The following is a 20,981-nucleotide window of genomic DNA, read 5'->3' as shown; positions in this document are numbered from 1 at the left end:
ACGAACGGAGCATGACCATGACCACCGAGTCCTGGAGCGTCGCCGCCCCGCAGACCATCGAGGTCGCCGACACCAGTTCGCTGACCGCCCGCCTCACCAACGGCCGGGCCGAGATCGTTGCCGACCCGGCGCGCACCTCCGGAGCCACCATCGAGGTGCTCGAGGTCTCTTCCCGCCCCCTCCAGGTGCTTGCCGAGCACGGCAAGCTCCGCGTCGCCTACGACTTCCCCGGGATCGAGGGGTTCGTGGACCGCTTCCGCGGCCTGCGTGACCAGGACTCCGCCGTCGTGCGGATCACCGTGCCCGCGAGCGCGGCGGTCGACGTCGCGACGGTCGGCGCGGAGGCGACCGTGACCGGCAGCCAGGCCGGAGTGATCGTCAAGAGCGTCAACGGCGCCGTGGTCGTCACGGGCACCTCCGGGTCGCTCTCCGTGAAGTCGGTCTCGGGCGCGATCGTGGTCAGCGAGCACACCGGCGACGTCGTCGTGAACCAGGCCTCGGGCCCGGCGACCGTCTCGGGCGGCCTCGGCCGCGTGACGATCAACGGCGTGTCCGGTCCCGTGGACGTGGCGTCGTCGGGCACGACGCCGCTCATCTCGGCCAAGACGGTGGCGGGCGCGGTCACGATCACTCTCGACCCGGGCACCCCGGTCAACCTCCGCGCCCGCAGCGTCACGGGGAAGGTCACCTTGGACGGCACCCCCCTGGAGTCGAGCGCCCAGCGCACGGTCGTCGTCGACCACCCGGAGAAGGGCGCCGTCTGCTACCTCTCCACCAACACGGTCTCGGGCGCCGCGGCAGTCCTGCGCGGCTGATCACCGACAGCCCACACGGCCAGGACCGGCGGTGAGGGAGTGCCCCTCACCGCCGGTCCTCGGTCACCACTTGGCGCTCACGTGCCCGGCGACGAGCTCCTCGTAGATCTCCCGCACCCCGGAGGTGAACAGCGGCCCCAGCGTCGCCGCGTCGCCCGCCGCGGCGTTCGCGCGCGCCTGGTCGGCGTTGCGGGCGCCGGGGATGACGGTCGAGACGCCCGGGCGCTGCCACACCCAGGCGATGGCGGCCTGGGCCGGGGTGAGGGCCCCGTCGAAGCACGTGGCCGCCAGCTCGGTGAAGCGCTCCGCGGCCTCGATGCCCACCTCGTAGGGCACGCCGGAGAACGTCTCGCCGACGTCGAACGCGGCACCGTCGCGGTTGAAGCTGCGGTGGTCGTTCTCGGCGAACTGCGTGTCCTTGGTGTACTTCCCGGACAGCAGGCCGGAGGCGAGGGGGACGCGGGCGATGATGCCGACCCCGGCCTCGGAGGCCGCGGGCAGCACCTCGTCGAGCGGCTTGAGCCGGAACGCGTTGAGGATGATCTGCACGGTGGCGACGCCAGGGCGCGTGATCGCGGTGAGCGCCTCCGCCGTCGTCTCGACGCTCACGCCGTAGCGGGCCATGACGCCCTCGTCCACGAGGGTGTCGAGCGCGTCGTACACCTCGTCCGACGAGTACACGGCAGTGGGCGGGCAGTGCAGCTGCACGAGGTCGAGCCGCTCGACGTCGAGGTTCTTCCGCGACCGGTTCGTCCACTCGCGGAAGTTGGCGAGCACGTAGTTCTCGGGCACCTGGTCCATCCGGCGGCCCATCTTCGTGGCCACGGTGATGCCGGCGTCGGCGTGGTCCTTCAGGAACGTGCCGATCACCTGCTCGCTCCGGCCGTCGCCGTAGACGTCGGCGGTGTCGTAGAACGTCACACCTGCCTCGAGGGAGGCCTCCAGGGTGTCGCGGGCGTCGGTCTCGGAGACCTCGCCCCAGTCCGCCCCGAGCTGCCAGGTGCCCAGGCCTACGGCCGACACGAGGCGGCCCGACCGTCCGAGTACCTGCTGTTCCATCGATCCTCCTGCGCATTTCACGGACGTGTGCCGTCCGCGTGGCCCACCCTCGGGCCGTGTGGGGACGCAGCGACCCCCGGGGTTCGCGCTGCGCATGGGTAGCCTGCCTTCCCACGCTATCCGTACGGCGCGGAAACTTCCTGGTTCCCTGGCACCTTTAAGGTGTGAGGGTGATGACAGACCCACAGACGGTACCCGCGCCGTCCGGTACCCAGCACAGCATCTCGTACGGCGAGCAGCGGGCCACCGTCACCGAGGTCGGGGCGGCGCTCCGTGAGTACACGGTGGGCGGACGCGACGTCGTCGTCCCCTTCGCCGTCGACGAGGTCAACCCCGTCTTCAACGGTGCGGTGCTCCTGCCCTGGCCCAACCGCCTGCGCGACGGCGCCTACGAGGCGGACGGCGTCCGATACTCCCTCCCCGTCACCGAGCCGGCACGCGGCACCGCGCTGCACGGCCTCGCCGCGTGGGAGCGCTGGGGGCTGGTCGACCGCACCGACGTGTCCGTCACGCTCGGCCTCGACGTCGTCCCGCAGCCCGGGTACCCGTTCCAGCTCACCGCGCAGATCACGTACGCGCTGTCCGACGGCGGCCTCACCGTGACCCTGGCCACGACGAACGTCGGCGCCGGCACGGCGCCGTACGGTGCCGGGTTCCATCCGTGGCTCTCCACGGGCGGGGCGGACCTCGACGACTGCGTGGTCCGGCTCGACGCCGCCACACGGGTCACCACCGACGAGCGCCTGCTCCCCACAGGGACGGAGCCCGTGGCGGGCATGTTCGACATGCGGGAGCCGGTGAGCATGGCCGGGCGCGACCTGGACGACGCGTTCGTCGACGTCCTGCGCGACGACGACGGGCTGGCCTGGATCCGGCTCACCGGGACGGACGGCCGCACGGCGGCGCTGTGGATGGACGACTCGATGGACGTGTGGCAGGCCTGCTCGGGCGACCACGTCGCCGACGGGCACCGCCGGGCGGGCCTGGCCGCGGAGCCGATGAGCTGTTATGCGGACGCGTTCGTCACGGGCGACCGCCTCGTGCGGCTCGCTCCGGCCGACACGCACCGGGTGCGGTGGGGTGTCACTCTGCTCGACGAACGGCGCGCCTGAGCGTCAAATCCCAGGTGGTACATCCCGGTTGACCGACAATGGAGCCGGCCGGGGCGACGTGCGGTCCGGCCGACTGACGCGACGAAGGGCGCGGCGGAGGGTGAGAGCCGAGGGGACGAGGCACTCACCCGGAGCGGAGTCCGAGGAGCGGCACGATCAATACTGACGCGACGAAGGGTACGACGGAGGGTGAGCCGAGGTCGGTGACACCCGCCCGCAGCGGGCCCGGGGAGCGGCAGCAGGAGTGCTGAGGCAAGGAGAGGTCCGTGCAGGAACGCGAGGTGCGCATCTGCGTCGTCGGCGACGAGCTGGCCACCGGTGTCGGTGACGCGAGAGCGCTCGGCTGGACCGGTCGTGTCGTGGCGCGGACGAACTTCGGACGGCCGGCCATGGTGTTCACGCTGGCCATCCCGGGCGAGACGTCGACCCAGCTCAGCACGCGGTGGGAGGACGAGACGAAGGTGCGCTTCGGCCCGGACGGCGAGGTCGCGAACCGGCTCGTCGTCGCGCTGGGACGGCACGACGTCGCCTCCGGGATGTCCGTGGCGCGCTCCCGCCTGAACCTGGCCAACATCCTCGACGTCGCGGAGGCCAACAGGACGTCCACGTTCGTCGTCGGGCCGCCTCCCGGGACACCGGAGCAGGGGGACCGGATCGCGGAGCTGTCGGACGCCTTCGCCGACGTCGCGAGCCGGCGCCGGGTGCCGTACGTGGACACGTACACCCCGCTCGCCCAGCACGAGCAGTGGCTGGCGGACCTGGCCCAGCACGGCACGACCTACCCGGGCCAGGCCGGCTACGGCCTCATGGCGTGGCTGGTGCTGCACACGGGCTGGCACGCATGGCTGGGGATCCACCAGGACGAGGCCTGACGGACCGGTCGGTCCCGTCCTCGGGCGTTCGCCCCGGCCGTCCCGGGCCAGTGGCTGGCCCGGGACGGTGCGCCTAGCGTGTGAAGGCCTGCTCCAGGAGGTGCTTCTGCTGCGCCTGGTGGAGCCGCGCCGTGCCCGCCGCCGTGCTGGCCGACGCGTCGCGGCTGATCACCTTGACGTAGGGAAGGTCCGTCGGCATGGCGAGGTGCATGTACGACCACGCGCCCTGGTTCTGCGGCTCGTCCTGCAGCCACACGACCTCGGCGTTCGGGTACTTCGCGATCTCCGCGCGGACCTGCTCCTCCGGGAACGGGTAGAGCTGCTCCAGGCGGACGAGCGCCACGCCCTCGTCGCCACGCTTGGTGCGCTCGGCGAGGAGGTCGTAGTACACGCGGCCGGTGCAGAGGATCAGCCGGTCCACCTTCGCCGCGTCGACGGAGGTGTCGCTCAGCACCGGCTGGAACGTGCCCGACGTGAAGTCCTCGACCGCCGAGGCCGCCGCCTTGAGCCGCAGCAGCTGCTTCGGCGTGAACACCACCAGCGGGCGGCGCGGGCGGGCGTACGCCTGGCGGCGCAGCAGGTGGAAGTACGACGCCGGGGTGCTCGGCTGCGCGATCGTCATGTTGTTCTCCGCGCCGAGCTGCAGGAAGCGCTCGATGCGAGCCGACGAGTGGTCCGGCCCCTGGCCCTCGTAGCCGTGCGGCAGGAGCATGACCGCCGACGACGACTGGGCCCACTTCTGCTCGGCGGACGAGATGAACTCGTCGATCACCGTCTGGGCGCCGTTGACGAAGTCGCCGAACTGCGCCTCCCAGAGCACCAGCGCGTCGGGGCGCTCCACCGAGTAGCCGTACTCGAACCCGAGGGCCGCGTACTCGCTGAGGGAGGAGTCGTACACCCAGAACTTCGCCTGCTCCGGCGTCAGGTACAGCAGCGGGGTCCACTCGGCGCCTGTGTCGCGGTCGTGCAGGATCGCGTGGCGCTGCACGAAGGTGCCGCGGCGGGAGTCCTGGCCGGCGAGGCGCACCGGGGTGCCCTCGATGAGCAGCGAGCCGAACGCCACCAGCTCGCCGAAGCCCCAGTCGATGCCGCCGTCCTTGGACATGATCTCGCGCGTCTCGAGCAGCTTGGCGAGCTTCGGGTGGACGTTGAAGCCCTCCGGGGGCGTCGTGTGCACCGAGCCGATGCGCTGCAGCACGTCGTGGCTGATCGCCGTCTGCCAGCCGACCATCGTCCCGGCGTCCTCGAGCTGCGCCTCCGGGCGCTCCAGGCCGGCGATGAGCTCGGACTGCGGCGCCGGCTCGAAGTCGGCCTTCGTCTCGGTGAAGACCCGCTCGAGCTGCTTCTGGTAGTCCTGCAGCGCGGCCTCGGCCTCCTCGACCGTGATGTCGCCGCGTGCCACGAGGTTCTCCGTGTACAGCTTGCGCACGGACCGCTTCGCCTCGATGAGGTTGTACATCATCGGCTGCGTCATCGAGGGGTCGTCGCCCTCGTTGTGACCGCGGCGGCGGTAGCAGATCAGGTCGACGATGACGTCCTGGCCGAACTGCTCGCGGAACGCGAAGGCGAGCTCCGCGACGCGGACGACGGCTTCGGGGTCGTCACCGTTCACGTGGAAGACCGGAACCTGGTACCCCTTGGCGACGTCGGTCGCGTAGGTGGTGGACCGCGAGGACTGCGGGCCGGTGGTGAAGCCCACCTGGTTGTTCACGATGACGTGGATGGTGCCGCCGGTGCGGTAGCCCCGCAGCTGCGCGAGGTTCAGCACCTCGGGCACGACGCCCTGGCCGGCGAAGGCGGCGTCACCGTGCACCAGGATCGGCAGCACGGAGAAGCCGTCGGCGCCCAGGTCGATGCGGTCCTGCTTGGCGCGGACGATGCCCTCGAGCACCGGGTCCACGGCCTCCAGGTGCGACGGGTTGGCCGCGAGATACACCTTGGTGGTCGCGCCGGACTCCGCGGTGAACGTGCCCTCCGTGCCCAGGTGGTACTTCACGTCGCCCGAGCCCTGCACGGACTTCGGGTCGATCTGGCCCTCGAACTCCTTGAAGATCTGTGCGTAGCTCTTGCCGGCGATGTTCGCCAGCACGTTGAGCCGGCCGCGGTGGGCCATCCCGAGCCCGACCTCGTCCAGCCCGCCCTCGGCGGCCTGGGAGAGCATCGAGTCGAGCAGCGGGATGAGTGACTCGCCGCCCTCCAGGGAGAAGCGCTTCTGGCCGACGTACTTGGTCTGCAGGAACGTCTCGAACGCCTCGGCGGAGTTCAGGCGGCGCAGGATGCGCAGCTGGTCCTCACGCGGGGTCTTGGCGTAGCCCGACTCCAGGCGCTCCTGGAGCCATTTGCGCTGCGCCACGTCGGCGATGTGCATGTACTCGACGCCGATGGAGCGGCAGTAGGAGTCGCGCAGCAGGCCGAGGATGTTGCGCAGCTTCATCTTCGGCTTCGGCCCGAAGCCGGCGGTCGGGAAGATGCGGTCCAGGTCCCACAGCGTCATGCCGTGGTTCTGGATGTCCAGGTCGGGGTGCTTGCGCTGGCGGTAGGCGAGCGGGTCGGTGTCCGCCATGAGGTGGCCGCGCGAGCGGAACGCCTGGACGATCTCGGCGATCTTGGCGGGCTTGGCCGCCTCGACGTCGGAGTCGACGGTGTTGTCGCGTACCCAGCGCACCGGCTCGTACGGGACGCGCAGCGCGGCGAACACGCGGTCGTAGAAGCCGTCGAGCCCGAGCAGCTTCTCCGCGATGATCTTGAGGAACTCGCCGGACTGCGCACCCTGGATGATGCGGTGGTCGTACGTCGAGGTGAGCGTCATGACCTTCGAGACGCCCATGCGCGCGAGCTGCTCGTCCGACGCGCCCGCGAACTCGGCCGGGTAGTCCATCGCGCCGACACCGACGATGGTGCCCTGGCCCTGCATGAGGCGCGGCACGGAGTGCACCGTACCGATGCCGCCCGGGTTGGTCAGCGAGACGGTGGTGCCCTGGAAGTCCGGGACGCCGAGCTTGCCGCCGCGCGCCTTGCGGACGAGGTCCTCGTAGGCCGCGACGAACTCGGCGAAGTCCAGCTCCTCGGCCTTCTTGATGCTCGGTACCAGGAGCTGGCGGGTCCCGTCCGGCTTGGCGAGGTCGATCGCGAGGCCGAATCCGACGTGTCCGGGCTGGTTCACGCCCGGCTTGCCGTCCACCGTCTCGTAGTGCGCGTTCATCTGCGGCATGTCGCTCAGCGCCTCGACCAGCGCGTAGCCGATCAGGTGGGTGAACGAGATCTTGCCGCCGCGACCGCGCTTGAGGTGGTTGTTGATGACGATGCGGTTGTCCACCATGAGCTTGGCGGGCACGGCGCGCACCGAGGTGGCGGTGGGGACCTCGAGCGAGGACTCCATGTTGGTCACGACGCGGGCGGCGGGGCCGCGCAGCTTCTGCACGTCGTCGACGGCATCGTCGTGGTGCGGCTTGGGCTGCAGGAGGGACTGGCCGTAGTCCTGCACGGCCGGCGTGGCGACGGGCGGGGCGGCGGCGGTGACCTTGGGGTCGGCCGGGATCACCTTCTCCACGGGGAGCTGCGCGGCCTCGGCCGCTGCGGTGCCCTGGCTGCCCGACAGCGACGGCGTCCTCGGCGTGGCCGGAGCGGCGGCAGGGGCAGCCGCCTGCGTCTCGGTGCCGGTCGTCTTGCGGCCGTTGTCCTGCGATGGCGTGTAGTCCTCGAAGAACTCCCACCACGCCGGGTCGACGGTGTTCTTGTCCTTCAGGTATTGCTGGTAGAGCTCGTCCACAAGCCATTCATTGGCTCCGAACGACGAGCTCGCCACGCTGATCGACTCTGAACCAGCCTTAGGGGACACGCGCGGATCGCCCACCTTCACCCAATAGTCGTGCGCTCTGTGAGGGTGCCGGCGCTGACCGGTCACGGCCTCAGTCCGATGGTTTCGGACAGGACAAGGGTATGCCTTATGGGCTCTGAAGCGGGTGTGACGTCCACAGGTTCTCGGCGTCGCCGAAGTGTCATGGACGATGCTTCGTCATGAATTCTGCTGGGCAGGCAAAAGACGGGCAACCTTCGTTCTGGAACACGTCAACGCCGCGCTTTCGGCCCGTGATCGGGCGAGACAATCCCTGATCCATGTGACGGAGATCACCACCCTGCGGGGTTGTCCTCGGCGCCCTGACGGGATCCAGGAACGCGCCGGCGCCTACTCGCCGACCAGTCGCTCGGCGGCGACGCCGGGTGCCGGGTGCGCCCGGGCCGGGAGCGTGACACGCATCGTGGCGCCCCTCCCGGAGTCCGCCACCTCGACGTGCCCGCCGTGCAGCTCGACGGCCCAGCGGACGATGGCCAGCCCGATCCCGGTGCCGCCGCTCGCCGGCGGCGCCGTGCCCCCGGACGCCGCCCCCAGGCCGCTGTCCGGGCCTGGCGCCGTGGGTGCCGTCGCCCCCGGGACCGACGCCGTGCCGCGGGCGAACCGCTGGAAGATCCGCTCCCGGTCCTCCGGCGCGATCCCCGGGCCCTGGTCGCTGACCTCCAGCACCACGGTGTTGTCCACCGGGTAGGCGTCCATGCGGACGTCGCCCGCCGTGGGCGAGTGCCGGATCGCGTTCTGCAGCAGGTTCGTCAGCACCTGGTGCAGCCGTTCGCGGTCCGCCTCGATCTGCAGGTCCGGCGGCGTCACGTCGATGATGTAGTGCAGGTCCTTCGCGGCGTCGACCATCTGGAGGCCGTCGGCGCACTCCTCCATGAGGTCGCCGACGTCGAACACCGACACCGACAGCGCCGACGCGCCCGCCTCGAGGCGGGACAGGTCCAGCAGGTACGTGACCAGGCGGGTCAGACGTTCGGTCTGCGCGTGCGCCTGCTCCAGCATCGCGGGCGTGGCGGGGACCACGCCGTCGACCATGTTCTCCAGCTGCGCCTGCAGCGCGGCCACCGGCGTGCGCAGCTCGTGCGACACGTTCGCGATGAGGTCGCGCCGCGTCTGCTCCACCGACGCGAGGTCCTCGGACATCTGGTTGAACGCGGCGGCGAGCTGGCCCACCTCGTCACGGCTCGTCGCGCGCACGCGGGTGGTGTAGTCGCCGTCGGCCATCGCCTGCACGGCGTGCGTCATCTCCCGCAGCGGCGACGTCATGCCGCGCGCCAGGAACTGGGTCAGGAACAGCGACAGCAGGATCGCCACCGGGAACGTGCGGCTCGGTCCCATCTGGAGCTGCAGACCGAGCCACGTGATCATCATCGCGAGCGTCACCGTCGAGGCGACGAGGATGCCGAGCTTGATCTTGATGGAGCGCAGGGGATCGAGCGGGCGGACGTCGCGCAGGGTGCGGGCGACGCCGGGCAGCTTCCGGCTCATCGGATCACGCCGACGGCGGTTCGAACGCGTACCCCACGCCGTGCACGGTCCGGATCAGGTCCGAGCCGAGCTTCCTGCGCAGCGCCTTGATGTGCGAGTCCACGGTGCGGGTGCCGCTGGCGTCCGCCCAGTCCCAGACCTCGGCCAGCAGGCGCTCGCGCGTCAGGACGGTCTTGGGGGAGGACGCGAGCATGACGAGCAGCTCGAACTCGGTGGGCGTCAGGTGGATCTCGTCGCCGCCGCGGTAGACGCGGCGCTGCGCGCGGTCGACGGTGACGTCTCCCATCGCCATCGGCGGCTCCGACGGCGTCGAGGCCGCCGCCTGGGCCGCACGGTCCACCCGCCGCAGGAGGGCCTTGAGGCGGGCGACGAGCTCGCGCATGGAGAAGGGCTTGGTCATGTAGTCGTCGGCGCCGACGCCGAGGCCGACGAGCATGTCGGTCTCGTCGTCGCGGGCCGTGAGCATGAGGATCGGCACCGGCTGCTCGGCCTGGATCCGCCGGGTGACCTCGAGACCGTCGATCCCGGGGAGCATCACGTCGAGCACGATGGCATCGGGACGCAGGCGCACGGCCGCGTCGACGCCGGACAGGCCGTCGCGCGCGACCTCGACCCGCCAGCCCTCGGCGGACAGCCGCTGGGCGATCGCCGTGGCGATGGTCGGCTCGTCCTCCACGACCAGGATCGTGGCGCTCTGCTGGCCAGTACCGGTGGCGCCCGACGAGGCGGGGTCGGGGCGGGCGGGGCTGCCCGGCTGCTGCGGCGTACCTGAAGACATGGGTCCATCTTGCACCCCTGAGCCTGAAAGGATGCTGAACCCGGGCCGGAAGCGGGCATGTCGTACCCCTGGTGCCGTGGCGCCCCGAGCGCCGGCGACTGACGCTACGATCATGCTCACGATGATCGAGCACCATCCCAGGAGCCCCCGATGACCGTCGACTGGATCATGGTCGCCGTCGGGGTGCTCCTCACCGCAGGTACCGCAATCTTCGTGGCCGGAGAGTTCTCCCTGGTCACTCTGGACCCCGCCGTCGTCGGGGACGACGAGGAGGGTGACAGTCCGGGCTCGTCCGGAAGACCCGCGCGGCCCCGGCGCCGTGACCGCGCCGTGCGCGCCGCGCTGAAGCGGCTCTCCACGGAGCTCAGCTCCGCCCAGGTGGGCATCACCGTCACCACGATCCTGCTCGGCTACACCGCCCAGCCCGCGCTCGTGAGCCTCCTCACAGCGGCGTTCGGCGGCTTCCCGCTGTCCGACGCCGTCGCGCTGACCCTCTCGACCGTGCTCGCCCTCGTCCTGGTGAACGGCTTCTCCATGTTGTTCGGCGAGCTGATCCCGAAGAACTTCGCGCTGTCGTCGGCGCTCGGCACCGCGCGGCTCGTCATCCCGGTGCAGCACGTGTTCACCGTGCTCTTCAAGCCGCTGATCCTGCTGCTCAACGGCTCGGCCAACGCGCTGCTGCGCCGGGTCGGTGTCGAGCCGCGCGAAGAGCTGTCCGGCGCGCGGTCCGCGACCGAGCTCGCCTCGCTGGTCCGTCGGTCGGCCGCGGAGGGCACGCTGGAGAAGGGTGTCGCGCGCCTGCTGACCAACTCGATCGAGCTCGACGAGCTGAGCGCCGACGACGTCATGACGGACCGCATGCGCATGGTCGTCGTCGAGCGCGACGCCACCGCGGCCGACGTCGTGCGGCTCGCCGTGAGCACCGGGCACTCCCGGTTCCCCGTGATCGGGCAGGACCGGGACGACGTCGTCGGCCTCGTGAACCTGCGCCGGGCCGTCGGCGTGCCGCACGAGCGCCGGGCCGAGGTCCCGGCCGTCGCACTGATGGTCGACGCGCCCCGGGTCCCGGAGACCGTGCGGCTCGGCCCGCTGCTGGTCGAGCTGCGCGACCTGGGGCTGCAGATGGCCGTCGTCGTCGACGAGTACGGCGGGACGTCCGGGGTGGTCACGCTCGAGGACGTCGTCGAGGAGCTCGTGGGCGAGGTCGCCGACGAGCACGACCGGCGGCGCGCCGGCGTCGTCCGCGCGCCCGACGACGAGTGGCTGGTGCCCGCCGGCCTGCGGCCGGACGAGCTGGAGGAGAACACGGGCGTCGTCGTCCCCGAGGGCGCGTCCTACGAGACGCTCGGCGGGCTCGTCATGGCCGAGCTCGGGCGTGTGCCCCGAACCGGCGACGAGGTGACCGTCCCCGGCGTGCTGCTGCGTGTCGAGTCGATGGACGGGCGTCGCGTCGAGCGGGTCCGGGTCTGCCCGCTGCCCGACGACACCGGGGAGGCTCGTGCCGAGGCCGCCGTCGGACACCGGCGTGCGAAGAAGGAGATGCACGGATGAGTACGACCACCGCGATCCTGATCGCCGTCGCGCTGCTGGCCGGGAACGCGTTCTTCGTCGGCGCGGAGTTCGCCGTGCTGTCCGCGAAGCGGTCCGCGGTCGAGCCGCTCGCGGCCGCCGGGAACCGCCGCGCGCAGACCGTGCTCTGGGCGATGGAGCACGTCTCGCTGATGCTCGCGTGCGCGCAGCTCGGCGTGACCGTGTGCTCCACGGGCCTCGGCATCGTGGCCGAGCCGGCGCTCGCGCACCTGCTCGAGGAGCCGCTGCACGCGATCGGCGCCAGTCCGGCCCTCGCCCACCCGATCGCCATGGCGATCGCGCTGACGATCGTCGTGTACCTGCACGTGGTGCTCGGCGAGATGGTGCCGAAGAACCTGGCCGTGGCCAGGCCGGAGAAGGCGGTGCTGTGGTTCGGGCCGCCGCTCGTGCTGCTGGCCCGGGTGGTCCGGCCGGTCATCGGCGCCCTGAACTGGCTCGCCAACCACACCGTGCGCCTGGCGGGCGTCGAGCCGCGCGACGAGGTCGCCTCCGCGTTCACCGCGGAGGAGGTGCAGTCGATCGTGCAGCACTCGCAGGCCGAGGGCGTGCTGCGGGACGAGCAGGGGCTGCTGGCCGGTGCCCTCGAGTTCTCCGGCAAGACCGCGGGCGACGTCATGGTCCCCGTCGGCTCGCTGGTCTCGCTGGCCGAGGGGGTGACGCCCGACGAGGTCGAACGGCTCGTCGCCGAGCACGGCTTCTCGCGGTTCCCGGTGCTGTCGGCGGGGAGCGTGGTGGGCGGCGGCGCGGACGGTGGAGCGGGCGGCGACGGCGACGGCGGGCGCCTGATCGGGTACCTGCACCTGAAAGACGTGCTGTACGCGGCGGGTGAGGCACGGACCGAGCCCGTGGCGCTGTGGCGTGTGCGGGCGCTGGCGAGCGTGCGGCCGGGCGACGAGGTGGAGGACGCGCTGCGCGTCATGCAGCGCTCGGGGGCGCACCTCGCGCGGGTCGTCGGGGACGGCGGCGCGCTGCTGGGTGTCGTGTTCCTGGAGGACATCCTCGAGGAGCTGGTCGGCGAGGTGCGCGACGCGATGCAGCGGCGCTGACGGTCGGGGTCACAGGCTGGCGTCCTGGCCCGGCTACAGAGGTTATGGGTAGCAAGGGTGGTATTTCGCACATCCGAGTACTGACCGGCTTGGCACCTCCGCGAACGACGGCTAAGGTCAGGCCCGGATAACGATCCGCCGCATCAGGGGGCTGCGGCAGTGACCTCGGAGGAGCAGTGGAGCCAGCGGCCGGCCCAGGTGTACCACCCGTGTACTCGACCCGGCGTGCTCGCCGTGAAGCCCTGCAGCGGAGCCAGACGACCCGGCGGGCTCCCCGCCCGGCCCGGAGCGACCGAGGAGGGTCCCCCGAGCCGCGCACCGCACCCGCGCAGCGGTTCCTGTCCCGCACCGCGGTGCTCGGCACGCTAGCGGCCGCCACGATCGGTGCACCCCTGGGCCAGCACGCCGAGCGGAGCGGCGAGTCGCCGTTCGAGGTCGAGGCCACCCCGACGGGGCCCACGCCCCTCGACCTGGTCACCGAGCCGGAGACCGCGCCTCGTGCGTCCGAGAACGTGATGGCAGCACCGGAGATCGAGCGCGCCGACACCCAGGCCGTGAGCCGCGAGGCCGACCGGAGCCCGCTGCCCGACTGCAACTTCGACACCACGGTCGAGGGTGGCAACGGACTGCTCGCGGACCACTCGCTGTGCGAGCTGTGGCAGGCCGACGAGCGGCTCCGGCCGGATGCGGCGGTCTCGCTGTCCGCCCTCAACGAGGCGTTCCGTGCGCGGTTCGGGCGGAACATGTGCCTCGTGGCGAGCTACCGCGACCTGGACACGCAGTACGCCGTGAAGGCGCAGCTCGGCTACTGGGCTGCGTCGCCCGGTACCTCGAACCACGGCTGGGGGCTCGCCGTCGACATCTGCAAGCAGGAGACGTCCAGCAGCGACGTCTACTCCTGGCTGTGGGCGAACGCGCCGGCCTACGGCTGGCAGAACCCGGCCTGGGCCCAGGTGGGCGGCGAGAAGTACGAGCCGTGGCACTGGGAGTACGTGAACGGCGTGCAGGAGCTGGGGCTCTGGAACGGCTGAGGCCGCCCTGCCCGCTCTGGCGGCGGGCGTCCTCCTGGCGCGGGTCGCTCGGTCGCTCAGCCGGTGCTGAGGTGTGAGTTCGGCCCGAAGTCCTGCCGGAACCGCGGGCCGTCGGCGCGTAGCTCGGCGTCGAACGTCGTCGCCCACCTGCCGTACGGCGTCGTGGCGAGGGAATCGTTCGCGAAGCGGGCGTCGTCGGTGATCTCCGTGACGCAGAAGTCGGGGATCTGCAGGTCGGTGACCGGCCCGGAGCGTTCGCACTCGGCGACGATCAGCGGATGGTTCGCGCCGCCGAACACGTCGATCGACCAGCCGTCCGCGCCCAGCCACGCGGCGTACCGCGTCTTGACGACGGGGCTGCCTCCCCGCCGGACCAGCTCGATCGCGATGCTCGGGTCGAGCGGGCGCTCCGCCTCGTAGCGTGTGCCGCCCACGGCGGGCCCCTTCACCGTCACGGCGGCGAAGTCGATCGCGTCGGCGTGTGCCCGCAGGATGCTCTCCGCGCCGGTGGCGGGCTCCTGGGGGATGTCGACGTCGTCCGCCTGGACGCGGACGCGCAGCGCGTAGCCGGCGTCGGCCACGAAGTAGGACTGGACGATGAGGGCGGGCGCGTCACGGAGCTCGCGCGGGAAGTCGCGGACGAAGAAGCGACGCTCGAACTCGAAGTCGCGGTATCCGGCGTCCGAGCCGGCATCGTGCCCGGTCTCGTCGAGGCCGCTCATGGCAGGTTCCCCCTTCGCCCGCTGGAGGTGTTGTGAGGAAGTCTACACAAGCGGTGTCAAGCCTTGTCTACCGGCCGGGGACGTGCGGTGCGAGGACCGCCGTGATCCGTTCCGCGGACGCGTCGATGCTGCCGGGCTTCAGCACCACCGGCGTCCCGGCGAGCCGGAGGTTGGTCGCCGCGGCCACACGCCGCACGGGCGTGCGCTGCCGCTTGATGACCGCGTGGGGGTCGACGACGTCGACCGCGACCACCGGGCGCCCGGCGAGGCTCGCGTCCCGGATCCCGGTGACCTCCGGCCACTCGACGCGTTCGACGCCGAGGTTGGGCAGCCAGTCGGTGAAGCCCTCGTCGTCGACGATCAGGACGGGCCAGCGGGCGACGAGCATGCGCCGCAGGGCGATCATCGCGGCGCCGATCGCCATCAGCGCGCCGACAGCCCCGGCGCAGGTGACGACGATCGCGAGCGTCGACGGGTCGGTCTGCGCGGCGTTGAACCCGATGATGTCGGCCACGCCGCAGAGGATCGCGACGACGATCGCGGTGACCGCCAGGGCCGCGGCGTGGCCGCGCGACGGGAACAGCTCGACGGCGCCGCCGGCCACGGAGGAGTCGGTCGCCGGGGAGTCGTTCGCGGGAGAGGCGGAGTCGGGTGTCACGGACGTGCTTGCCGTGTCGTCGGGCACCATCGCATCGGGCATGGGGCGGACGATACCGGCATCCCGGTCATCGGTGCGACGCCGTACACGCAGCAGGTGCCCGTCGTGACGTCCGGCCGGACTCGGCGCCGTCGAAACGGGCCGGGTCGGCGACCGGCGGCGGGTGGCCGGCCGGCACCGGGACTCGTCAGGCGCGGTCGTGCAGGGTCACCTGGTAGCCGTCGGGGTCGGCGAAGGTGAAGGCCCGGCCGAAGGGGCCGTCGACCGGTGCGGAGGTGATGGTGTGGCCGTCGGCGACGAGCGCGTCGTGGATGGCCTGGACGTCCGTGGCGTGGAGCCAGATCGCGGCGCCGATACCGGGCTGGGTGACCGAGGCGAGATCGGTGCCGGGAACGACGTCGCGGAGTGCGAACGCGATCGGCTTCGTCTCGAAGACGACGGCGTGCGGAGGCCCGGTTGGTGAGCGGACGAGGCCGAGGTAGTGCTCGTAGAACGCCTGCGAGGCGTCGAGGTCGTGTGCCTGGAGCGAGATGAAGTCGGGACCGGTGGCGGGCATGGTGCTGCTCCTTCCATTGCGTGTCAGTCTTCTGACACGAGGCAACGTATGTCAGAATACTGACATGAGTCAAGACCGCGACGGCATCGATCTGGAGACGTCACTGGGCTACCTGCTGAAAGAGGCGTCGAGCGCACTGCGCGCGGCCATGGAGGAGGTGCTGCGGCCGCTCGGGATGAGCGTGACCCACTACTCCTGCCTCGAGCTGCTGGCTCAGCGACCGGGCCTGTCGAACTCCGAGCTCGCGCGGGGCGCCTTCGTGACCCGGCAGACGATGAACGTGCTGCTCCAGGCCCTGGAGCGAGACGGGTACGTGACCAGGCCCGCGGCGGCGCCCGTCGGCAAGGCTCTTCCCGCGCGGCTCACGCCTCGCGGCCGGCGGAGCCTCGAGGAGGCGACCGTGGCGGTCCGGTCCGTCGAGGTCAGGATGCTGGCTGGCATGACCGAGACCGAGCAGTCGGACGCGTTCCGGACGCTGCAGAGCATGATCCGTGCGCTGCGCGGTGACGGCGAAACGGGCGGGGAGAGCGACGGAGGCGGTGCGTAGCTCGCGTCGGTGCGCGTCGCGCCGCTTTCCGGTGGACCGGGCATGGTGTCCAGACGTACAGTGAAAAGATGTCGAACGGTACAGTAGACACGTGGCCAAAGGTTCAGTAGATGATCGCCACCCGGTACAGCGGCGTAAGCTACCAAAGGCGTGTCGTCGACGATTTCCTCGATGAGTTCCAGCCGGAATCGCCCGCGATAGCGATCAAGGGACCCAAAGGTGTGGGCAAGACCCTCACGGCCACGCAGCGTGCGCACAGCGTCGTCTCGTTCGACCTGCTCGGGGACAGGATCCGGCTTGAGGCGGACCCTGGCCTGCTGACCTTCCTGGAGCTGCCGCTGCTGGTGGACGAGTGGCAGCGCATGCCCGAGTCCTGGGACTACGTGCGGCGGGCCGTGGACGACGGTGCGCCGCCGGGGGCCTACATCCTGACCGGAAGTGCCACCACGCCGCGAGGCGTCACGGTGCACTCCGGCGCCGGCAGGTTCATCGACGTGCGGATGCGCCCGCTGAGCGTCTTCGAGCGGCAGATCGAAGCCCCGGCCGTCAGCCTGGCGACGATGCTCGACGGCGTGGCAGAGGTGAGGGGAGAGACCGGAGTGGCGCTCGCGGAGTACGTGCGCGAGATCGTGGCCTCGGGCTTCCCGGACATCCGCCGGCTCGCACCACGCGTTCGCCGAAGGCGGCTCGATGCCTACGTGGACAACATCGTCCAGCGTGAGTTCGCTGAGCACGGCTATCCGGTGCGCAGGCCCGCGACGTTGAAGGCATGGCTGACCGCCTATGCGGCCGCGACGTCGTCAGCGACGAGCTACACCCAGATCCTCGACGCCGCGACCTCAGGCGTCACCGACAAGCCGAGCCGGACAACCACGACCGTCTACCGTGACGTTCTCGAGCAGCTGTGGCAGCTCGACCCGCTTCCCGCATGGCTTCCGGTCCGGAACCACCTCGACAGGCTCACCCAGAGCCCGAAGCATCGGCTTGCCGACCCGGCACTGGCTGCCTCGTTGCTCGGCCTCGGCGAGCACGCGCTGCTGAGAGCCGACGACGGCGGCAACCGTCGGGACGCCGTCATGCTGGGGGCGCTGTTCGAGCACCTGGCGGCCCTGAGTGTCCAGGTCTACGCGGAGGCGTCCGATGCCCGGGTCAGCCACCTGCGGACGAAGAACGGCGATCACGAGGTCGACCTGATCGTGGAGCGTCGCGACGGCAGGGTCGCCGCGTTCGAGGTCAAGCTCAAGGCGCACCCCGGAGACTCCGACCTGAAGCATCTGCGCTGGCTGCAGCGAGAGCTCGGAGACGATCTCATCGACGCCGGCGTGATCACGACGGGCCGGTGGGCCTACCGCCGAGAGCAGGACGGCATCGCGGTGATTCCGCTTGCCCTCCTGGGTCCGTAGGGGGGGCGGTGCGCCGTCGACCGCGACACGCTGCTGCCCACGAGACAGGCCGCCGTGCGAGCGAAGGGCCCGGCGTGCGGCACGCCGTAGCGAGTGCCTGGCCAGCGGCTGGGCCAGCAGAGGCCGCCCAAGCCGTCACCCGCCGGGGGAGCAACAGGCCGTGCCCAGCGTTTCGGCTGGTCACGGCCTGTTGCTGTCGGTGCGCCTGAAGGGATTCGAACCCCCGACCTTCTGCTCCGGAGCCAAAGTCGGTCGCCTACCCGCTCACCCCGTCGGGTCAACTCGGCGCCGAACTGTTCGGATCCGTACAGGGCTGTCCGGGCCTGGTCGTCTCCATGGGCCAGCAGTTAGGCCAGCAACCCGGACGTGTGGAAGCTGCTGGATCGGGCCGGTCTGCTAGTAGTCCATGTTCGTGATCATGTCCTGGCGGTAGCCGTGCTCGTCGATCAACTTCTCCAGGCTTCCCCGAGACTTGGTGCACCTCACCACCTGAGCCATGAACTCGGCATCGAACCGGACATCGAGTCCTGACTCGATCCACTCCAATGCGTGAGGAAAGGTCTTGGCTAGGTATGCGTCAATCTCGTCGAATAGGGTGAAGACTCCTTTGATGTCCGTTTCGGATACAGCGTGGAGCGAAAACAGCGGGCTCTCACGGACGCCTGTTAGTCCGACGGGCAGCGCGCCAAGGCCCGGCGTGTGCAGGTAGATAGTTGCGCCATGCCCCTTCTCGAAACCGCCGTGTGAGTAGGGATTGCGCCACCGCTCGACGATCTCGACCAGTCGCTCCCGTAGACGGACCGCCTCCGGGTCCGAATGTCCGACCACGCGCCGCCATTTCTCGCCCCACCGGTCCCCGATGATCTTGGTCAGGTCATCCGTCTCAGGGGCAAAGTCGAGAAAAGGCAGAGCAAGGACGAAGTCGTGCTCAAGGGAACTCACAAACGCAGAAATGGCGGCCACGAGGTCGTGGGAAGCGTTCAACGCCATAACGTTGCGGCCCAGCAGGAAAGACGACCAGGTGCCGGAGTCGCTTTCTCCGGTCTTGTACACGTCATCGACCACGTCAGGGTTGGTTGCCCTCTCGCGGAAGTAGTCGTAGGCCCTGCGTAGCTGCCTGTGTTGATTGACGACGGTGACGTTGCCAGCGTTGAGAGTGTCGCTCGCTGTCTCGGTCAGCAGCTCTTCCACGGTCCTGACGGCGGACGTTAGTTTCTTGTGCATCGCGGCCAGGAGGCGTTCAGCTTGTGCTTCAGTGAGGCCGTCGCCACCGATGCGCAGTCGAAGGCCGAACTTCTGGTGGGCGAGTTCGCAGGGGTACCCCTTGTATGTGAACGACACCCACCACGCCACCTTCTCGCCAGGCCCGCTATGGGGTATCCCAATCAGGGTCAGAGCGTGGCGCAACAACACCGGGATCGGGGCCTCCTGCGGCAGCAGGGTCACGCGGTACGACGGCAGGCCGTAGTTGCGCTCATCGTGAGGTAAAGGCGGGCCGAAGTCTCGCAGCGCCGTCTTAGACAGACGCGCACCTGCTGTCTCTTCCGTGGTCGACACGCCTCACAGAATGCCAGGCGGGATCGCTGCAAGGCGACCCGTTTCCCGTTCCCGGGGCGGCACCTCCACCTGCCTCAGCCCGAGGTGCCGGATGGCGGGGGTGCGCGTCAGCCAGCACCAAGCGGGACGAGGCTGAGGCCCCGCATGCCTCGATGGCGGCCGCTCGTGAGGTGAGCGGCTGTTGGGCGACGTCGAACCCGTGCAGGCCGAAGTCAGAAAGTTCTCCACAACACCGTTCTGAGCGAGACAACGTCAGTCATGTCGTGTTGGCTTTCGTCCTGAACGAGTTGACCCCCACCCTGGCAGGGGTGAGGGCCAAGCGTCCTCGTTCAGGGTCAATCGACTAGGAGGAACTGTGGCGAGTCTAAGCACACACCTGCCAAGGGCGCGCGAGCAGCTGGTGGTACTGGCCGGCGGCATCCAGGTCACAGGAAGGGCTGTCGCAGGTCGCGCCCCCGAAATGGTGCTGGGGGATCCGACGTGCCTGTCGGCAGGGCCGGACGCGCATGCCTGAGGCGCCGGATGGCGGGGGTGCGCGTCAGCCAGCACCAAGCGATGTACGTGGCCCAAGGCTGGCTCCTTCTGCCGGCCCCATCGCGCGACCTGACGCGTCAGGCCATCGATCAGCTGCCGAAGCCCAAGCGCGGCGCAGGTCGGGTGATCTTCGACCGCACTTCGACGTGGGAGTCGCTCGTTGCGGCACGGACTCGGTACGCTCCTTGACCAGGAGACATGTTCTGAGGGGAGCAAGGATGTCAGCGTGGCGACCCGCGAACGGGCTACCACACCTTGCTGAGGCGTGCGGTAGATGAGCGGCTACCCCAACGACCCCGAGGCCAAGAAGGCGATCAGGTCCCTCAAGAAGGACTTCGACTGGCAGTACGACGACGAGGTTGGTGACTCTTCTCACCTCTGCGGCTGGCTCAAGTGCGGCGACGTCACCGATCAAGTCGAGAAGCCGTGCAAGGTTCCCGTCTATAGAACAGCCAACAATACGGCAAGAGCCGTATGGAAAGCTGCGCGTAAGTGTCCGCATGGTAAGGACCCGGACCGGCGGCAGTGGTGACAGGGTCACGACTGGCCCGCTGTCCGATTCACCCCGGATTGGGGTTGGCGCATGCCAACACGAGCGCTACTCTGACAAGTGGGCGCCTGTGTCGGCGCACACCCTCATACAGGAGTTGCGATGACCGTCTACACCTTCACTGCAGCCGTAGACAGCCTAGATCTCAACGATACCGCCATGCTCGACGCTCTATATTCGGAAGACATCGAGGTCTATCCGTCATCAATCGATGGAGATGTTTCGGTTGAATTTGAAGTCGAAGCAGAGTCCGGCGAGGAAGCCGTTCAGCGCGCGCTCGACCATTTTCGTCGTGCTGTACCAGGCGCGCGCGTTGTGCGTATTGACGAAGACCTCGTCAACGCGACAGATATAAGCGAACGGCTTTCGTTTACGCGCGAGGCCGTGCGCCTCTGGGCGACTGGTGCGCGGGGCGATGGATTTCCGAGGCCTCGTGCGATCACTCCGGGCGGGAATCGGCTTTGGACCTGGGCGTCGGTCTATGCCTGGGCGGAATCTACTGGTAAGGAGCTTCCGGACGAGCCCTGCCCGGTCGACGATGCGTGCATTGACTGGTTCAACGGCCAGCTCGCGAACCACCCCTTGCTGTTCGTATACATTCCAGTTGCCGGGCGTAATGTCAACACCTCGCCTTCGCCGTTTGTGACAGAGCGGCAGCATGGGATTGCTTTTAAGTGGGATTACTCGGATTCCACACATTTGGACCCCGATGAATTCCAAGGCAGGGATGGTGCGCGATGGATCTGTGATGGCAGCACTATTCTAAAGACGGCCCGCAAGTCGAAGTTTTGATGAGATGGGGAACGATTC

Annotated in this window: 18 protein-coding genes; 10 read left to right on the top strand and 8 right to left on the bottom strand. The window is 69.7% G+C overall.

All coding sequences use genetic code 11. The features are described 5' to 3' along the window. Positions 1-11: 11 nt before the first annotated feature. Positions 12-815: a DUF4097 family beta strand repeat-containing protein gene (locus ACYU96_RS03760; protein WP_460749186.1), complete on the top strand. Its 804-nt coding sequence runs from the start codon at positions 12-14 to the stop codon at positions 813-815. A gap of 63 nt (positions 816-878) precedes the next feature. Here ACYU96_RS03760 and ACYU96_RS03755 read toward each other — a convergent pair whose 3' ends face one another. After that, positions 879-1,874 carry an aldo/keto reductase gene (locus ACYU96_RS03755; protein WP_460749185.1) on the bottom strand — a complete coding sequence of 332 codons (996 nt, stop codon included), beginning with the start codon at positions 1,872-1,874 and terminating at the stop codon, positions 879-881. A 173-nt stretch (positions 1,875-2,047) separates the two neighbouring features. Between ACYU96_RS03755 and ACYU96_RS03750 the strand changes: the two genes are divergently transcribed. Next, positions 2,048-2,986, top strand: coding sequence for an aldose 1-epimerase family protein (locus tag ACYU96_RS03750; RefSeq protein WP_460749183.1), 939 nt, complete (start codon positions 2,048-2,050; stop codon positions 2,984-2,986). 266 nt (positions 2,987-3,252) lie between these two features. Further along, on the top strand, positions 3,253-3,858 hold the full coding sequence (locus tag ACYU96_RS03745) for a GDSL-type esterase/lipase family protein (RefSeq protein ID WP_460749181.1): 606 nt from the start codon (positions 3,253-3,255) through the stop codon (positions 3,856-3,858). A 73-nt stretch (positions 3,859-3,931) separates the two neighbouring features. Here ACYU96_RS03745 and ACYU96_RS03740 read toward each other — a convergent pair whose 3' ends face one another. The 3 genes from ACYU96_RS03740 to ACYU96_RS03730 form a co-directional block, all read right to left on the bottom strand. Continuing rightward, positions 3,932-7,696, bottom strand: coding sequence for a multifunctional oxoglutarate decarboxylase/oxoglutarate dehydrogenase thiamine pyrophosphate-binding subunit/dihydrolipoyllysine-residue succinyltransferase subunit (locus ACYU96_RS03740; RefSeq protein ID WP_460749179.1), 3,765 nt, complete (start codon positions 7,694-7,696; stop codon positions 3,932-3,934). Between the two features lie 348 nt (positions 7,697-8,044). Then, complete coding sequence (locus ACYU96_RS03735) at positions 8,045-9,199, bottom strand: sensor histidine kinase (RefSeq protein WP_460749177.1); 1,155 nt, start codon at positions 9,197-9,199, stop codon at positions 8,045-8,047. Positions 9,200-9,203: 4 nt separating this feature from the next. Next, positions 9,204-9,977: a response regulator transcription factor gene (locus tag ACYU96_RS03730; RefSeq protein ID WP_460749176.1), complete on the bottom strand. Its 774-nt coding sequence runs from the start codon at positions 9,975-9,977 to the stop codon at positions 9,204-9,206. Positions 9,978-10,127: 150 nt separating this feature from the next. On the opposite strand from ACYU96_RS03730, the gene ACYU96_RS03725 reads away from it, so the two are divergent. The 3 genes from ACYU96_RS03725 to ACYU96_RS03715 all read left to right on the top strand — a co-directional run bounded on the left by ACYU96_RS03725 (position 10,128) and on the right by ACYU96_RS03715 (position 13,644). Then, on the top strand, positions 10,128-11,528 hold the full coding sequence (locus ACYU96_RS03725) for a hemolysin family protein (RefSeq protein WP_460749174.1): 1,401 nt from the start codon (positions 10,128-10,130) through the stop codon (positions 11,526-11,528). After that, complete coding sequence (locus ACYU96_RS03720; RefSeq protein WP_460749173.1) at positions 11,525-12,613, top strand: hemolysin family protein; 1,089 nt, start codon at positions 11,525-11,527, stop codon at positions 12,611-12,613. Before ACYU96_RS03725 ends, ACYU96_RS03720 begins: the two co-directional genes overlap by 4 nt. Positions 12,614-12,822: 209 nt before the next feature. After that, positions 12,823-13,644 (top strand): M15 family metallopeptidase, encoded by an 822-nt coding sequence (locus ACYU96_RS03715; RefSeq protein WP_460749171.1) that lies wholly within the window; start codon positions 12,823-12,825, stop codon positions 13,642-13,644. 56 nt (positions 13,645-13,700) lie between these two features. On the opposite strand, the gene ACYU96_RS03710 is transcribed toward ACYU96_RS03715, so the two are convergent. The 3 genes from ACYU96_RS03710 to ACYU96_RS03700 form a co-directional block, all read right to left on the bottom strand. Beyond that, on the bottom strand, positions 13,701-14,366 hold the full coding sequence (locus ACYU96_RS03710) for a CYTH domain-containing protein (RefSeq protein ID WP_460749169.1): 666 nt from the start codon (positions 14,364-14,366) through the stop codon (positions 13,701-13,703). Between the two features lie 67 nt (positions 14,367-14,433). Continuing rightward, a complete protein-coding gene (locus tag ACYU96_RS03705; protein WP_460749168.1) occupies positions 14,434-15,066 on the bottom strand; it encodes an STM3941 family protein in 633 nt (210 codons plus the stop codon). Between the two features lie 145 nt (positions 15,067-15,211). After that, a complete protein-coding gene (locus tag ACYU96_RS03700) occupies positions 15,212-15,580 on the bottom strand; it encodes a VOC family protein (protein WP_460749166.1) in 369 nt (122 codons plus the stop codon). Between the two features lie 64 nt (positions 15,581-15,644). Here ACYU96_RS03700 and ACYU96_RS03695 point away from each other — a divergent pair, with 64 nt between their 5' ends. Continuing rightward, complete coding sequence (locus ACYU96_RS03695) at positions 15,645-16,127, top strand: MarR family winged helix-turn-helix transcriptional regulator (protein WP_460749165.1); 483 nt, start codon at positions 15,645-15,647, stop codon at positions 16,125-16,127. 110 nt (positions 16,128-16,237) lie between these two features. Continuing rightward, positions 16,238-17,530: an ATP-binding protein gene (locus ACYU96_RS03690; protein ID WP_460749163.1), complete on the top strand. Its 1,293-nt coding sequence runs from the start codon at positions 16,238-16,240 to the stop codon at positions 17,528-17,530. A gap of 396 nt (positions 17,531-17,926) precedes the next feature. On the opposite strand, the gene ACYU96_RS03685 is transcribed toward ACYU96_RS03690, so the two are convergent. Beyond that, positions 17,927-19,087 carry a hypothetical protein gene (locus ACYU96_RS03685; protein ID WP_460749162.1) on the bottom strand — a complete coding sequence of 387 codons (1,161 nt, stop codon included), beginning with the start codon at positions 19,085-19,087 and terminating at the stop codon, positions 17,927-17,929. Between the two features lie 808 nt (positions 19,088-19,895). Here ACYU96_RS03685 and ACYU96_RS03680 point away from each other — a divergent pair. Next, positions 19,896-20,153, top strand: a complete 258-nt coding sequence (locus ACYU96_RS03680; protein WP_460749160.1) for a hypothetical protein — start codon at positions 19,896-19,898, stop codon at positions 20,151-20,153. A 120-nt stretch (positions 20,154-20,273) separates the two neighbouring features. Beyond that, entirely contained in the window at positions 20,274-20,963 is a 690-nt protein-coding gene (locus tag ACYU96_RS03675) for a hypothetical protein (protein ID WP_460749159.1), read from the top strand. Positions 20,964-20,981 lie beyond the last annotated feature (18 nt).

This window comes from Myceligenerans cantabricum, from assembly GCF_054777735.1.
The sequence above is the reverse complement of the archived record's forward strand: the minus strand, read 5'-3'. Positions and strand labels throughout refer to the sequence as shown.